The sequence below is a fragment of the Methylobacterium sp. C33D genome, from assembly GCF_053345825.1.
In genome coordinates this window covers 131,740-146,001 of sequence record NZ_JBKFAV010000006.1, presented here as the reverse complement: position 1 = coordinate 146,001, position 14,262 = coordinate 131,740, and the positions used below count along the sequence as shown (strand labels likewise).

At 72.4% G+C, this 14,262-nt stretch carries 13 protein-coding genes; 6 read left to right on the top strand and 7 right to left on the bottom strand.

Annotated features, from left to right (window positions below):
* Positions 1-165: 165 nt before the first annotated feature.
* Together ACLBXO_RS06250 and ACLBXO_RS06245 are read left to right on the top strand one after the other, a co-directional pair.
* Complete coding sequence (locus ACLBXO_RS06250; RefSeq protein ID WP_331312398.1) at positions 166-471, top strand: hypothetical protein; 306 nt, start codon at positions 166-168, stop codon at positions 469-471.
* A gap of 117 nt (positions 472-588) precedes the next feature.
* Positions 589-840, top strand: coding sequence for a PilZ domain-containing protein (locus tag ACLBXO_RS06245; RefSeq protein ID WP_331312397.1), 252 nt, complete (start codon positions 589-591; stop codon positions 838-840).
* Between the two features lie 42 nt (positions 841-882).
* On the opposite strand, the gene ACLBXO_RS06240 is transcribed toward ACLBXO_RS06245, so the two are convergent.
* From ACLBXO_RS06240 to ACLBXO_RS06230, 3 genes are all read right to left on the bottom strand, one after another.
* A complete protein-coding gene (locus tag ACLBXO_RS06240; RefSeq protein ID WP_447684829.1) occupies positions 883-2,379 on the bottom strand; it encodes an amidase in 1,497 nt (498 codons plus the stop codon).
* Between the two features lie 48 nt (positions 2,380-2,427).
* Positions 2,428-3,657, bottom strand: coding sequence for an MFS transporter (locus ACLBXO_RS06235; RefSeq protein WP_447684828.1), 1,230 nt, complete (start codon positions 3,655-3,657; stop codon positions 2,428-2,430).
* A 115-nt stretch (positions 3,658-3,772) separates the two neighbouring features.
* Entirely contained in the window at positions 3,773-5,062 is a 1,290-nt protein-coding gene (locus tag ACLBXO_RS06230) for a D-serine ammonia-lyase (RefSeq protein ID WP_447684827.1), read from the bottom strand.
* Between the two features lie 108 nt (positions 5,063-5,170).
* Here ACLBXO_RS06230 and ACLBXO_RS06225 point away from each other — a divergent pair, with 108 nt between their 5' ends.
* Positions 5,171-6,085 carry a LysR substrate-binding domain-containing protein gene (locus ACLBXO_RS06225; protein WP_447684826.1) on the top strand — a complete coding sequence of 305 codons (915 nt, stop codon included), beginning with the start codon at positions 5,171-5,173 and terminating at the stop codon, positions 6,083-6,085.
* Positions 6,086-6,135: 50 nt separating this feature from the next.
* On the opposite strand, the gene ACLBXO_RS06220 is transcribed toward ACLBXO_RS06225, so the two are convergent.
* Complete coding sequence (locus ACLBXO_RS06220; RefSeq protein ID WP_447684875.1) at positions 6,136-7,026, bottom strand: LysR family transcriptional regulator; 891 nt, start codon at positions 7,024-7,026, stop codon at positions 6,136-6,138.
* Positions 7,027-7,149: 123 nt separating this feature from the next.
* Between ACLBXO_RS06220 and ACLBXO_RS06215 the strand changes: the two genes are divergently transcribed.
* From ACLBXO_RS06215 to ACLBXO_RS06205, 3 genes are all read left to right on the top strand, one after another.
* Positions 7,150-8,028, top strand: a complete 879-nt coding sequence (locus ACLBXO_RS06215; protein WP_447684825.1) for an NmrA family NAD(P)-binding protein — start codon at positions 7,150-7,152, stop codon at positions 8,026-8,028.
* Positions 8,029-8,498: 470 nt separating this feature from the next.
* Complete coding sequence (locus tag ACLBXO_RS06210) at positions 8,499-9,209, top strand: hypothetical protein (RefSeq protein WP_447684824.1); 711 nt, start codon at positions 8,499-8,501, stop codon at positions 9,207-9,209.
* Between the two features lie 235 nt (positions 9,210-9,444).
* Positions 9,445-9,921 carry a bleomycin resistance protein gene (locus tag ACLBXO_RS06205; protein ID WP_447684823.1) on the top strand — a complete coding sequence of 159 codons (477 nt, stop codon included), beginning with the start codon at positions 9,445-9,447 and terminating at the stop codon, positions 9,919-9,921.
* A 51-nt stretch (positions 9,922-9,972) separates the two neighbouring features.
* On the opposite strand, the gene ACLBXO_RS06200 is transcribed toward ACLBXO_RS06205, so the two are convergent.
* The 3 genes from ACLBXO_RS06200 to ACLBXO_RS06190 form a co-directional block, all read right to left on the bottom strand.
* Positions 9,973-10,791: a hypothetical protein gene (locus tag ACLBXO_RS06200; RefSeq protein WP_447684822.1), complete on the bottom strand. Its 819-nt coding sequence runs from the start codon at positions 10,789-10,791 to the stop codon at positions 9,973-9,975.
* Between the two features lie 133 nt (positions 10,792-10,924).
* Positions 10,925-12,409 carry a methyl-accepting chemotaxis protein gene (locus ACLBXO_RS06195; RefSeq protein ID WP_447684821.1) on the bottom strand — a complete coding sequence of 495 codons (1,485 nt, stop codon included), beginning with the start codon at positions 12,407-12,409 and terminating at the stop codon, positions 10,925-10,927.
* A 358-nt stretch (positions 12,410-12,767) separates the two neighbouring features.
* Positions 12,768-14,207: an aminotransferase-like domain-containing protein gene (locus ACLBXO_RS06190; protein WP_447684820.1), complete on the bottom strand. Its 1,440-nt coding sequence runs from the start codon at positions 14,205-14,207 to the stop codon at positions 12,768-12,770.
* Positions 14,208-14,262 lie beyond the last annotated feature (55 nt).

Below are 14,262 nucleotides of genomic sequence, written 5' to 3'. Positions count from 1 at the left end.
CGACGGACGGCCCCGGGGACGCGGCGCCGGCCGGCCACGGGCCGCCCGCGCCCGGCCGGGCGGCGAACACGCAAATCTGTGAATTCTTGGATCAAGTTATTTCGCAGCGCATGAGCGCGCTCTATGCCGTCGAGAATCGCACGCTGAGCGCGCGCTGGACAGGCGATGATTGAACAGGCTCCGAGGATCGCGCGGGAATTTCATGTCGGCGTCGGCGGCGACCGCTGGTCCCTGATGCGCGACGTCCCGACCGGGCAGCCCTACATCGCCCATCGCCCCGGAGCCGACATGCCGGAGGTGCAATTGGACCTCGGGTCGTTCCTCGTGCTGTTCACCGGCGAGGAGCGGGAGAAGCTGCTCAGCCTGATCGCGTCGCTGCTGCCGGACTCCGGGGCGCGCGAGGACGCGGGCGATCGGCCCGCCACAGCGCGGCCGCGGCCGTTCGTGTCGCGGTGGCTTCCGAATCGGTAGGGGAAAGCCCCTGGTTCAGCCGGAACGACACCGGTTCTAGGCGCAATTGGGCCCAGTTTGTGAACGGCTCATTGATCGGTTGTCGCCTAAGCTCCGGCGCTTGAGCGCGGAGTACTTATGGATAACCAGCGCAACGCCCGGCGCGTCTCCGTCAACCTGAACGGACGGATCTCGGTCGCGGGCCATCCCGCCATCCCCTGCGTGGTGCACGACATGTCGCGGTGGGGCGTCCGCCTGAGACTCGTCGGGACCGAGCGGGTTCCCCCGGCATTCACCCTGACGATCGACGCCACCGACACGGTGATCGGTTGCGAGACGGTCTGGAAGAACGCCGACGAGATCGGGGCCCTCACCGACCTGATGGAGTGAGGGCCGGCCGGTCGCGGCGATCGCCCCGGATCGCGCGATCGCTCAGGCGAGATCGTAGAAGCCGGGGCTCCGCGCGATCGGCGTCCGGTCGGCCAGTCCCGCGAGGTCCGGTTTTGGGCGGGTCAGCTCCGGCTGGTCGGCGCAACGCGCCTCGATGGCCGCCGCCGCAGCGAGCAGGGCGGCGTCGCCGCCGCGGCGGGCCACGACCTGCACGCCGAAGGGCAGGCCGGCCTCGTCGACGCCGAGGGGCAGGCTGATCGCCGGGTGGCCGGCGAGGGTCACGCCGTAGGCCAGGGCCAGCCAGTGGAAGTACGAGCGGGTGGCGGCGCCGTCGATCCGGGCCGGGTACAGCTCGCTCCAGGGGCGCGGCGAGAGGGTGATGGTCGGACTGATCAGCAGGTCGTAGCGGCCGAAGAAGGCGACGAAACTCCGGTAGATGGTGGTCTGGAGGCTCGCCGCGCGGGCGTAGTCGGCGAGGGTGTAGCCGAGGCCTTCCTCGACATTCGCGCGGACGTTCGGGCCGAGCAGCTGCGGCCGGATGCGGTAATTGTCGAGGTGCAGGGCGAGGAACTGCGCGGCCCGCAGGATCGCGAAGGCCTCATCCGCCCCCGCGCAGTCCGGCGTCGCCGCCTCGGCGGCGGCGAAGAGCGGCGACAGCGACGCGACGCGCCGGCGGAAGACCCGCCGGACGTGCTGCTCGGTCGGCGCGAAGCCGAAATCTTCCGTGAACGCGACGCGGAGCGCGCCGAGGTCGAGCGCGTGGGGCAGGTCGTAGCGCTCCGCGCGCCCGCGCACGGGCTCGCCGGGCAGCGTGTACGCCAGCGGATCGCGCGGATCGTCGTCGGCCATCACGCCGAGCATCAGGGCGGCGTCGCCGACCGTCCGGGCCATGGGCCCGTTCACCGGGAGATTGGCCCAGCCGAGCCCGCGCCGCTCGTTCGGGACGAGACCGGAAGAGGGGCGCATCCCGACGATCCCCGCGTAGGCGGCCGGGTTGCGCAGCGATCCCCCGGTATCCGAACCGGACGCGAGCGGGACCATGCCGCAGGCGAGGGCGACCGCCGAGCCGCCGGACGAGCCCGCCGCGGAGAGCGTCGGATCGAAGGCGTTGCCGGTCGCACCGTGGACGGTGTTGCGCGTGTTCGCACCCGCCGCGAATTCGGGCGTGTTGGTCTTGGCGAGCACGATGGCGCCGGCGGCGCGCAGGCGCGCCACGACGCCGAGGTCCCGGGCCGGGACGTTGTCGGCGTGGATCGGGCTGCCGTAGGTCGTGCGCAGCCCGGCCGTGTCCTCGGTGTCCTTGATGCCGACCGGGAGGCCGTGGAGCGGGCCCAGGGGCTCGCCGCCGCGTACCGCGGCCTCCGCGCGCCGCGCCGCTTCCCGCGCCCGCTCGGTGTCGAGGGCCACCACCGCGTTCACCGCCGGGTTGATCCGGGCGATCCGGTCGAGACACGAGTCCAGGAGTTCGACGGGGGAGATGTCTCCGCGCCCGATGAGGCGGCGCAGATCCACAGCGGACAGGTCGCAAAGGTCGGTCACGGCGGGATCTCCCTCGGGATTGAACGGGCGGATCGCTGGAACCCTGCTTCAGGCCGCCTGCGGCAGGGCAGCGGTGGAGCGGCTGTGGATCGTCAGGGCGACCAGGGTCGCGACGGCCGCGGCGGTCAGCAGGAAGTCGAACGCGGCGTCGTAGGTGCCGTAATGGTCGACGAGCACGCCCATCACCAGCGGCGCGATAAAGCCGGCGCACTGGCCGCCCAGATTGACCATGCCGACGCTGGTGCCGATCTGGTCGTCGCGCATGAGCTTGGTCGGCAGGGCGAAGGCCGCGGCGAAGACGAACGACTTGAAGAAGTAGGTGATCGACTGGAAGGTGATCACCCCCGCGATCGTCGGTGCCTTGTACATCAGGTACAGGAATATTCCGGTCAGCACCGTGCTGACCACGATCATGTACTTTTCCCGGCCGTCGAAGAACCGGATCATGACCCAGCCGCCGATCGCCGTGGCGATGCTCGCCATGACGAAGGGGAGGGGGGTCAGCAGGCCGACCGCCTTGAGGTCGAGGCCGCGCGCCTGGAGCAGGTAGGTGGGCATCCAGGCGTCGAGGCCCTTGTTGATGCAGCCGAGGCCGAACCAGACGAGCATCAGCTGCCACAGGAGCGGGTTGCGGAGCAGCGCGCGCGACGGAGCCGACCGGCCGCGTCCGGAGCGGGCGGTGCCGGGGGCCTGCGCGGGCGGGCGGTGCGGGATCAGCCGATAATAGACGAGCCCGAAGATCAGGCCCGCTGCGCCGACCACGAAGAAGGCGTGGCGCCAGCCGAAGTAGATCAGCAGCGGGGCCATCACCAGCGGCGCGAGCAGGCTTCCGACGTAGTTCGACGAGATCATCAGCGACGACATCTTCGGGCGTGCCGGCCCCGTGAACTGCTCGGACACAGCCTTGATGCAGGCCGCGGGAAAGCCGCCCTCGGCCAGGCCGAAGATCAGCCGGATCGCGATCAGGGACGTGAACGACCACGCGAGGCCGGTCAGGGCGGTGAAGATCGACCACGCGACCGCCGTGCCGATGACGACGTATTTCGAGCCGAACCGGTCCGCGAGCCAGCCCCCGGGCAGCTGCATCAGCGAGTAGCCGAAGAAGAAGACGCTGAGGACGACGCCGTACTCGGTCGGGCTGAGGCCGAATTCCCGGCCGATCTGGGTCAGGGCCAGGGCGATCGCGGCGCGGTCCACGTAGGAGATGCAGTAGGCGGCGTAGAGCAGCGCGAAGCCCAGGTACGGGCGGCCCGGTTGCGCGGGCTGGGCGGGGTCCATGGTCTGGCTCCGGTTCGATGATGCGCGCGCGGAGCCGAGAGCCCGCGCGGGTCTGCCAAGTCGGGCCCGGCCGCGGGCCGTCCGAGCCGGGCCCGGCCGCGCGCCCGCTCGCGCCTCAGCCGCGGGCGAGAGCCGCCTCGAACTCCTCGGCCGGCAGGTGGGCGCCGCCGGTCGTCCAGATCACGTGGGTGGCGTCGGCGCGCGCCGCCGCGGGCAGCGTCGCGGCGTAGCGCCCGGCCGCCGCGAACCCGGCCGCCGCCGAGGGCTCCAGGCGGAGGCCCGCCTCGGTCCACATCACCTTGAGCCAGCGGTAGAGCGCGTCGTCGGGCACCGTGACCACGGCCGCGACGAGCTTCTCGAGCGTCCGGGCGACCAGCATCGACGCGGAGGCGCAGGCCAGCCCGTCCGCCGCCGTGCGATTGTCGAGGCCGACCTCGTAGACGCTCACCGAGCGGTCGAGACCGGCCGCGAGCTGGACCAGCATGCACGGGGACGCGACGGGCTCGACGAAGACCGGGCGCACGGCGTCACCGAACAGCAGCTTCAGGCCGAAGGCGACGCCGCCCGGCGCCCCGCCGACGCCGCAGGGCAGGTAGACGAACAGGGGACGCGCCGGCCCGACCGCGATTCCGGCCTCCGCGAGCTGGCGCTGCAGGTCGAGGGCCGCGGCCGCGTAGCCGAGGAACAGATCGACGGAATCCTCGTCGTCGACGAAGTGGGCGTCTGCCCGGCCGGCGAAGGCGCCGCGCGCCGCCGCGACCGCGGCGCCGTAATCGCCGCGATGCTCGACGACGCGGGCACCGAGTTCGCGCAGGCGTTGCTTCTTCCACGCCTTGGCGTCGTGGGACATGTGGACCTCGACCGCGAAGCCGAGCGCCCGGCCCATCAGCCCGACGCTGAAGCCGAGGTTGCCGGTGCTGCCGACCGCGATGACGTGGCGGGCGAACAGGGCGCGGAACTCCGGGTCGGCGAAGGCCGCGTAGGATCGCCCCTCGGCGATGAGCCCGGCCCGATCGGCCAGCGCCTCGGCGTAGGCCAGGACCTCGTAGACGCCGCCGCGCGCCTTGATGCAGCCGGTGACCGGCAGCGCGTGGTCGGCCTTCACGAGCACGCGCCCGTCGGCGCCGTCCAGGATCTCCCGCGACAGGAATCCTTCGAGCCGGACGAGCGGCGAATCGATCCGGCCGGCGCCCTCTTCGGGGAAGAGGCGTGCCAGGAGCGGTGCGAAGCGCTGCCAGCGCGCCGCGGCCCCGTCCACGTCGGCGCGGCCGATCGCGAGCCCGGGCAGGACCGACGCCGTGGCGTCCAGCGCCGGGTTGGTCCAGATCGTCGGGCCGGCGCACTTCACCGCCTCCGGGATCCGGTCGACCCACGCTCGATTCTGCATCTCACTGGCCGCTGCCATGGCGCTTCCGATCCTGCTCGGTCCGTGCGCGCCGAACCTGCGCGAAAGTCGGGGAGGCGGCCAATTATATTCTCTGGCGCGGCCTATTAGGCCAGCTTATGGTCGGGCATGCCCGTAAGGCTCGACGCGCGCCTCGCCGGCGACCTGTTCTTCTTCCGCGCCCTGGTCGAGGCGGGCGGCTTCGCCAAGGCCGGCGATCGCCTGGCGGTCACGCAGAGCGCGGTCACGCAGCGGATCCAGCGGCTGGAGCAGCGCCTGGGATACGCCCTGCTGGAGCGGGGTGCCCGGGAGATCCGCCTGACCGCCGAGGGCCACGACCTGTACGCCGCGGCGCGGAGCGGCTTCGACGGCATGGGCGAGGCCCTGCTCCGGGCGGAACGGCGCGAGGGCCGGGAGACGCTGCGGATCAGCTGCATCCCGTCCCTGGCCTCGGAATGGCTCGCGCCCCGCCTGAAGGCCTTCAGCGACACGCATCCCGACATCGACGTCGCCGTCTTCGGGGAGACCCACGACCTGGATCCGGGACGCATGGTGCGGGCCGGCATCGACGTGGCGATCCGCTACGGCCCGGCCCCGCCCGCCGGCGCGACGATTGTCTTCGACCATCCCGAACCGGTCTACCCGGTCTGCGCCCCGGCCTACCGCGACGCGGCGGCGGAGCCCGGCGGGGCCGTCGTCCTGCTCCACGACGCGACGCCGTGGGAGGCCGCCGCGAGCGTCTCGGAGGAGTGGGATCGCTGGATCCGCATCCACGGCCCGCCCCGGGACGGCCGGATCCAGAACCTCTACTTCAACCTCGCGCAGCTGGCGCTGCGGGCTTCGCTCGGCGGCTCGGGCATCGCGCTGGGCCGGTCGCTGATCGTCGCGCCCTATCGCGCCGACGGGCGCCTCGTGCCCGCCTGCGGCGGGGCTGTCATGAGCGGGCTCCGGTATTTCGTCCTGGTGCGAGCCCTGCCGCCCGCGGGTCCGGCGGCGGCGTTCGTGGACTGGCTGGGCCGGACCATGGCTGGCCCGAGCCGGTAAGCCCGGACGCGGCGCCGGACTGCCGAGGGGGACGCGTCCCGGGCGGGTGGCTATCGGCGGCCGGACAGGCCCGTCGACAGCGCGGCGGCGAGGTGAGCGACGAAGGCGTTCACCTTGGGACTGACGAGGCGCCGGGACGTGTGGAGCGCCCAGAGCTCCGTCGGCGGCCCCTCCAGCCAGCCCCAGCAGGCCAGGCGCCCGGCGGCCACGTCGCCCCCGACGAGCGAGCGCGGCAGCAGGGCCGCGCCGGCGCCCGCCACCACCGCGTCGCGCAGCATCGGCAGCGACGACAGGCGCAGGACCGGCACCGGCGCGTAGGATCGGCGCGTCCGGCCGTCATGGACCGGCCACGCCTCGTCCTGACGCGGCGTCCAGCGCACCGCCGCCGGCAACGGCGTCGCGCCGGTCCCGGCGGACGGTTCCGGGCGGGGGAGCTCGGGCGGCGCCACGAGCCAGAGCTCGTCGCGCAGGACGCAGCGCCCGACGAGGCGCTCGTCCGGCTTCGGATTGACCCGGATGATCACGTCGAAACCCTCCTCGATCGGGTCGACGAACCGGTCCTCGGCGCGGATCTCCAGCTCGACCTCGGGACAGGCGCGGGCGAAGTCGGCGGCGACGCGCCCGAGCTGCGTGTCGGACAGGAGCAGCGGCGCGCTCACCCGGAGGCGCCCGCGCGGCCGGTCGAGGCCGCCGCCCACCACCGCGCCGGCCTCCGCGATCTCGCTGAGCAGCGGCCCCGTCCGGGCATGGAGCAGCGCTCCCGCCTCGGTCAGGCGCAGGCTGCGCTCGCCCCGCTCGATCAGCCGCGTCCCGAGGCTCGCCTCGAGCTCGGCGACGCGGCGCGACAGCGTCGCCTTCGGCCGCCCGCTCGCCCGGGCGGCGCGACCGAAGCCGCCGTGGCCAGCGACGAGGTTGAAGTCGGCGAGCGCCGCGAGGTCCATATGCTGTTCCATATCCGGGACACCCAGTCCCGATCTTGCCGTCTATGGCTCAGAAAAGGAACGGCGCATCTTTGGGGGCATCGGCGGCCCACCCTGGGCCGCCCCGCATCCAGGAGATCCTCCATGACCATCCTCGTCACCGGTGCCACGGGCCGCATCGGCTCCGCCGTCGTCGATCACCTCGTCGCGGAAGGCGCCGCCGTGCGCGCCCTGACCCGCGCCCCCGAGACGGCGCGCTTCCCGTCCGGTGTCGAGGCCGTCCGCGGCGATCCCGCCGACATCGACGCGATGCGCGCGGCGCTGGCGGGGGTCGATACGCTGTTCCTCCTCGTCGCCAACGTGCCGGACGAGCTGACCCAGGCGATCACGGCGCTCAGCCTCGCCCGGGACGCGGGCGTGCGCGGCATCGTCTACCTCTCGGTCTTCAAGAGCGAGGCCTACGTCGATGCCCCGCACTTCACCGGCAAGCACGCCGTCGAGCGGATGATCGCGGCCCTCGACCTGCCCGCGACGGTACTGCGGCCCGCCTACTTCATGCAGAACGACCTCGCCCAGAAGGAGCCGCTCCTCGGGGCCGGGATCTTCGGCGTGCCCCTCGGGCAGGCCGGCGTCTCGATGGTCGATACCCGCGACATCGCCGAGGCGGCGGCGATCGCGCTGCTGCGCCGCGAGCGCGCGCCGGAGAGGCTGCCGGCCGAGACCTACGACGTCGTCGGGCCGGACGCCCTGACGGGCGACGCCCTGGCGGAGATCTGGGCCGAGGCGCTCGGACGCGCGGTGCGCTACGTCGGCGACGATCTCGACGGCCTGGAGCAGCGACTCCGCGCCTTCGCACCCGCCTGGCTCGCCTACGACCTGCGGGTGATGATGCGCCGCTACCAGGAGGACGGCGCCGTCGCGACGGAGGCCGAACTGGAGCGCTTCGCCGGGCTGCTCGGCCGCAGGCCGCGCAGCTACCGCGCCTTCGCGGCCGAGGTCGCCCGCGACTGGCGGGGCGCGTGAGCGGCAGGGTCCCGTAGGGGGTCGATCAGGCTCCCCAGCGCGGACGTGACCTGCCGGTCGGGGTCGTGCAGGCGACGGCCGGGAAACGGCGGACACCGACCGTCCAGCACTTGGACCAGACGCTGGCGGCCAGATCGTCGACCGCCTCGTCCTCCGGCATGCCGCCATGCCCGCCCCGGCCTTGATCGCGGCGGCCGCGAGCCGGCCGTCGTTCCCGACGCACTCACCGGCCTGGCGCACCCGGATCTGGCGGCCGTCGCGGGCGGATGCCCAGGGCAGCAGGCCGCTGCCGGCGACGAGGCGGGCGTTCACGCAGCTGACCGCACTGGCCGGCCGGATTTGCCGGGCGCGGGTATCGGGGCGATGACCTGTCGGGAGGCCAGGATTTGCCGGCTCCTCCGCGATATGGTCGCATCTCGAGGCCGGACGGCTCCGTCCGGCCGTCCGCACCGCGGGAGGATATCGCGTCCGTGTCGAGACAAGCGCGTTGGGATCGCGGCCGCCACGTCGTGCTGCTCGGCATCAGCCTCCTCTTCGTCGCCGCCGGCATCGGGATGATCGTCACCGGCGCGGAAGGCGGCCTCTCGACGACGGTGTTCTTCGGCGTGTGCGCGGCCGTCGCCGTCTGGCAGCTGCGGCCGGACCTCCTCGAATCGGAGAGCCGCACGGTGGGTTCGCTGGCGGCGCAGTTCCCCGGTCCCGTGATCCTGCGGGCCTCGGTGCGGAGACTTCTGTTCCTCGCCCTGATGGCTGCCGGATTCGGCGGGGTGATGCTCTGGATGCTTCACGAGACGCGCTCCACGACCGTGCAAGTCCTGCTCTGGCCGGGCGTCGTGCTGTTCCTCGGCGGTGTCCCCTTCCTTATTCTCACCGCGCTCCGCGGCTCGACGCTGCATCTCGATGAGACGGGCTTCACCATCGTGCAGCTGGGCCGCGCGCGGCGCGCGCGCTGGCAAGACGTCACCGGCTTCGAGTCGGTGACCGTGGCCAGCTCGGGGCATCGCATGGTCGTCTTCGAGGACGCGAGCGCCGGCGAGACCCGCGTCGGGGCGATGAACCGTCATCTGGTCGGGCGCAACGCGGGGCTGTCGGACAGCTATGGATTGGATCCGGACGCCCTCGCCAGCCTGCTCACGGCTTGGCGCAAGCGGGCGCTGGAGCCGGAGGACGATCGGTCCTGAGTCGCACCGGCGGCCCCGGCGATGGTCCCGGCGCAGGGCGACGGCCGTTCCCGCGGCCACCTCCGCCATCCGCCATGGGTCCGAAGGGATCGGGACCGATCCCGGTCTCGCGGATCGCTCCGCGCCTCGTCCCGGCGGTCTCCGGGACCGCCTCGGGACCGAGCCCCGCAAGCCCGGCGCGACCGCACCCGCACGTACCTTGACCGTCGTCTGCCGGACATGGCCTGATCCCGCGATGGAACCGCTGGCCGATCCGATCGCGCGTGCGCGCTCCCCCGGTACGGGACATCCCCCGGGTGGCGGCTTCGCGGCCCTCACGCCGGAACTCTGCGTCCGGGACCTCGACGCCAGCCTGCGCTTCTGGTGCGATCTGCTCGGCTTCACGGTCGCTTACGATCGACCTGCGGCGCGCTTCGCTTACCTCGCGCGGGGCGGCGCGCAGATCATGCTGTGTCAGCACAACGGGCGCTGGAGCACGGGCCCGCTGGATCCGCCCTGCGGCCGAGGGGTCAACTTCCAGATCATGGTCGATCGGCTGGACCCGATCCTGGCGGCGCTCGCGGCCGCGGGATGGCCGCTGTTCGAGGAGCCGCGGGAGGCTTGGTACCGGACGGGTCCGGTCGAGGGTGGTCAGCGGGAGTTTCTCGTGCAGGATCCCGACGGTTACCTAGTCCGCCTCGCCGAGAATCTGGGCCAGCGGCAACCCGCTTAGGCTCCGGAAGCCGCGCCCTTGGACGCTCCCTTCACCGTCAAACGGGTCGCGTCAGCGCGTGACGATGCTCGGCTCCCGACGGCCGGGCCGGGGCTGCACCATGAGGAGGCCGGCCGAGTAGATCAGCGAGACGAGGAGCGCGACCGTCAGCGCGAGCGCGGCCCCGAACGGCTGGATCATCAGGTGGAGCGTCAGCAGGGTCAGGCCGAAGCCGAACACCCCGCGGATCGCGACGCTCGCCAAGCGCGCCATCGCGGCGCCGCCGATGCGACGATGGAGGATGACGAAGGCGCTCGTCATCGTGACCGGGAACGCGGCGATCACCCCGGTCCGGGCGGGACCGAGGGCGGTGCTCAGCGCCAGGAGAGCCGCGACGAACAGGGCGACGGCGCTGGCGCGGACGAGGAGATCGAGCGGGCGCGGCCGCGCGACGACGGCGCTCCGCACGAGAGTGGCGCGCACCACGTGCCGGGTCGAGAGGGCGCCGGCCCCGTAGACGAGGGCGTTGAGCAGGAACGCCGTCAGCGGCGTCCACGCGAGCGCCGAGACCGGCAGGGCCGCCGCGAGCCACGCGAGGATCGCCGGCCCGAGGGTCGCGGTCATGTCCCGACCTGCCGCGCGGTGGGCGTACACGATCAGGAACAGGCCGGTCGCGGCGTTCGCCGCGAAGCCGTTCAGGGCGGCCCCGGCGACGAACGCGGCGTCGTGCTCCATCGCCATGAACATGTAGGCCGGTCCGGCGGAGACCGGCAGGCTGACGACGAGCGCGCCCCAGACCGGCCCCAGCCATTCGGCCAGGACGGAGGCGAGCACCACCACCGTCCCGGAGGTCAGCGCCCGGATCAGGGCCGTCAGCCAAATCGTCGCCAAGGTCGTTTCCCGCGCGTCGCGCCGCCGACCCGCGCCGGCCTCGGAGCCGCGCCCTCGCTATCACGGGCTTCACGCCCGGGCCAAAGCGGCCGACGCGCGGATCCGTCCCGCGCGATGGGAAGGGGGCGCGACGTCAGCCGACGGCGCGCGAGGCTTCCCGGACCTGCCGGGTCGCCGCGTCGACCTGCTCGTTGGCCCGCGCGATCGCCGCCATGCCGCCCGCGATGGTCCCGACGCCGCGGGCCGCCGCGTGCATGCTGCCGGAGATCTCCTGGGTCACCGCCGACTGCTCCTCCACGGCGGCCGCGATCGCCGCCGAGATCTCGTCGAGCGCCCGGATCGTGCCCTGGATCGAGCCGATCGCCGACACCGCCTCGCGCGTGGTCGCCTGCGTGGTGGTGATCTGGTCGCGGATCTGATCCGTGGCCTTGGCGGTCTGCTCGGCCAGCGCCTTCACCTCCGAGGCCACGACCGCGAAGCCCTTGCCGGCCAGACCCGCCCGGGCCGCCTCGATCGTGGCGTTGAGGGCCAGCAGGTTGGTCTGGGCCGCGATCCCCTGGATCATGGTCACGACGTCTCCGATCTGCGCGGCCTGGCCGCTCAGGCCCTCCACGATCGACCCGGTGTGCCGGGCCTGCTCGACGGCCTCGACGGCCATCCGCGCGGCGTGGCTGACCTGCTGGCTGATCTCCCCCACCGACGCCGACAGCTCCTCGGCGCCCGAGGCCACGCTCTGGATGTCGCCGGAAACCCGCCCGGCGAGCTCGACGGCCTCCGCGGTCCGGCGGCTGGCGCCGTCGACGGCGGTGCCGATCGCGTCGAGGTCGGCGCCGATCGCCCGCTGCGCCGCGCTGCGCCGGTGGCGCTCCCGGACCTGCGCGGTGATGTCGGCGGCGAACTTCACGACCTTGAGGACGCAACCGTCGGCATCGAGGATCGGGTTGTAGGTCGCCTGGATCCAGACGTCGCGGCCGCCCTTGGCGACGCGGCGGAACTCGCCCCCCGCGAACTCGCCCCGGCCGAGGCGATCCCAGAACGCGCGGTAGCCGGCCGTTGCCCGCTCGTCCGGGTCCACGAAGAGGCCGTGATGCTGGCCGCGGATCTCCTCCAGGCGATACCCCATAGCGTCGAGGAAGTTGGCGTTGGCCTCCAGGATCACGCCGGTCGGATCGAAGGCGATCACGGCCTGCGAGCGGTGCAGGGCCGCGATCTGGCCTCCGTAATCGAGCATCTGCCGCTTCTGGGCCGTGACGTCGGACGCGACCTTGACCACCTTCACGACGCGGCCGGCGCGGTCGAGCACGGGAGTGTAGCTCGCCTGGACCCAGACGCAGCGGCCGCCCCGGGCGATCCGCCTGAACTCGGCGACCTGATGGGTGCCCTGCCGCAGGGCGTCCCAGAAGTCGCGGTAGGCTTGGCTGTCCCGGTCCGCCGCCTCTACGAATATCCCGTGGCGCTGGCCGCGGATGTCCGGCAGGTCGTAGCCCATCATCGTGAGGAAATTGGCGTTGGCCGCGATGATGGTCCCGTCCGGCTCGAACTCGATCACGGCCTGAGACCGGTCGAGGGCGTCGAATCTCGCTGCCAGATCTTCGCGACCGCGCAGGGCGCCGAACATGATCCCATCCCTCGCTGTCGTCCGCGATGATCCCCGGCGCGCTGACGCGGTCGTTCTCGGGATCGGTCGCCGACTCATTGTCGTGCCGCAGCACCTGCGATAACGATTGCGCACAATCGTGAACGATGAATTAAATCTCAACTGCCCGCTTTGACAGTTTCCATCACCCACACCGCAGTATGCTGCGACAGGACGAGCGGAGAAGTGCGCGATTTTCGAAGCTGTATACTGCCGAGTTTTCAACTGGGAGTATGAATATAAGCGCCAAAACCGGCCGATTCCGCGCGTTCAGGTTGCAGATACGTTTCCGACATGACTGGAGTTCGGAACTCGTCCTCCCGAGCCGGTTCGAGCCACCTCAGATATAGGTCGAGGCGAGAGCCGGCGAGCCCTCCAGCGCGTGGGCCAGCCTCTCCAGGCCGTGGCCGATCTGCTGCCGGGTCGAGGGACCTCCGAGGCAGAGCCGGACGGCTTCTGGCGGCGCTCCAGCGACGCAGAACGGGTCGCTGCCGACCACGCCGAGACCTGCCGAGCGGCCCTGGCTCGCGAAGGCCGAGCGCGTCCATCCCGCCGGCAGGTTGATCCAGACATGGAAGGCGTGCGGGTCCGCGACGTAGGTCTCTGCCGGCAGCAGCGCGGCCGCCAGGCTCTGGCGCGCGGCCGACTCGGCACGGACGAAGTCAACGATGGCGTCCGCCGTCCCGTCCGTGATCCAGCGCGTCGTCAGCGCGGTCGAGATCGGCGAGGCCATCACGGTCGCGGCGCGCAGGGCGTCGCCGAGGGGTAGGGCGGCCCGCGCGTTCGGGGCGACCAGGAAGGCCAGGCGCAGCCCGGCACCCAGGCACTTCGCGACGCCCGCGACGTAGTATGTGATCTCGGGCGCCAGTTCGGCGAAGCTCGGCGGCGGTGCCGGGCAGATCCGCGCGTAGGCGTCGTCCTCGATGATGGCGACCGCGTAGCGGCGGGCCGTCGCGATGACGGCTTCGCGCCGCGCGCGGGACAGCGTCGCGGTGGTCGGGTTCTGCAGCAGGGGATTGAGGTAGAGGGCCTTCGGCGCCCCCCGCGTGCAGGCGGCCGCGAAGGCGTCGGGGTCGAGCCCGTGGCGGTCCATCGGCAGGCCGACGAGGCGCAGGCCCCGGTGCGCCGCCAGGGTCCGGATGCCCGGATAGGTGATGCGCTCGGCGCAGATCGTGTCGCCGGCCTGCGCGACCTGTCCCAGAATGCTGGAGAGGGCGCTGTGCGCGCCCGGGCAGATCAACAGGCGCTCGCGCGCCGCCACGATCCCGCGCCCCGCGAGCCAGCGCAGCGCGGCCTCCTTGTCGGCCTCCGTCCCGCCGAAGCCCTGGTAGCGCAGGAGGTCGGCGAGATTGCCGGACAACTCCGCGAAGGACGACCGCATGCGGGCCTGCAGAGCCGGCAATTCGGGTTCCGGGGGCAGGTTCATGGTGAAGTCGACCGGGCCCGGCCGCCGGGGGTGCAGGGCCTCGGCGGGGAGGTGCGCGTCCGCCGGGTCGACCACGAACGTGCCTCGGCCGACGCGCCCCTCGATCAGGCCGCGCCTGTGGGCCTCGACATAGCCGCGGGACACGGTCGTGAAGTTGAGATCGAGCGCGGCGGCGAGCGCGCGCTGGGTCGGCAGTCGCGTGCCCGGACGCAGGTGACCGGTCCGGATGTCGTCCGCCAGGGCGTCCGCGATGGCCAGGTAGTGGGGCTTGCCCCAGCGCCTGAGCTCCGGCGTCCAGATATCGGCCGCGTCGTTCCGGTCGACCGACCGTCCTCCCTGCCCGCCAGCCTTCATCCGCCCAGCACCTACGACCCGAAAAGCGATCAATAATCGATTGTATGGCTTGCAA

Excerpts from the sequence above, each read along its gene's own strand:
- ACLBXO_RS06250 (WP_331312398.1), top strand. The coding sequence starts at position 166 with ATGATTGAACAGGCTCCGAGGATCGCGCGGGAATTTCATGTCGGCGTC.
- ACLBXO_RS06245 (WP_331312397.1), top strand. The coding sequence starts at position 589 with ATGGATAACCAGCGCAACGCCCGGCGCGTCTCCGTCAACCTGAACGGA.
- ACLBXO_RS06235 (WP_447684828.1), bottom strand. The coding sequence starts at position 3,657 with ATGGACCCCGCCCAGCCCGCGCAACCGGGCCGCCCGTACCTGGGCTTC.
- ACLBXO_RS06230 (WP_447684827.1), bottom strand. The coding sequence starts at position 5,062 with ATGGCAGCGGCCAGTGAGATGCAGAATCGAGCGTGGGTCGACCGGATC.
- ACLBXO_RS06225 (WP_447684826.1), top strand. The coding sequence starts at position 5,171 with ATGCCCGTAAGGCTCGACGCGCGCCTCGCCGGCGACCTGTTCTTCTTC.
- ACLBXO_RS06220 (WP_447684875.1), bottom strand. The coding sequence starts at position 7,026 with ATGGACCTCGCGGCGCTCGCCGACTTCAACCTCGTCGCTGGCCACGGC.
- ACLBXO_RS06215 (WP_447684825.1), top strand. The coding sequence starts at position 7,150 with ATGACCATCCTCGTCACCGGTGCCACGGGCCGCATCGGCTCCGCCGTC.
- ACLBXO_RS06205 (WP_447684823.1), top strand. The coding sequence starts at position 9,445 with ATGGAACCGCTGGCCGATCCGATCGCGCGTGCGCGCTCCCCCGGTACG.
- ACLBXO_RS06195 (WP_447684821.1), bottom strand. The coding sequence starts at position 12,409 with ATGTTCGGCGCCCTGCGCGGTCGCGAAGATCTGGCAGCGAGATTCGAC.
- ACLBXO_RS06190 (WP_447684820.1), bottom strand. The coding sequence starts at position 14,207 with ATGAAGGCTGGCGGGCAGGGAGGACGGTCGGTCGACCGGAACGACGCG.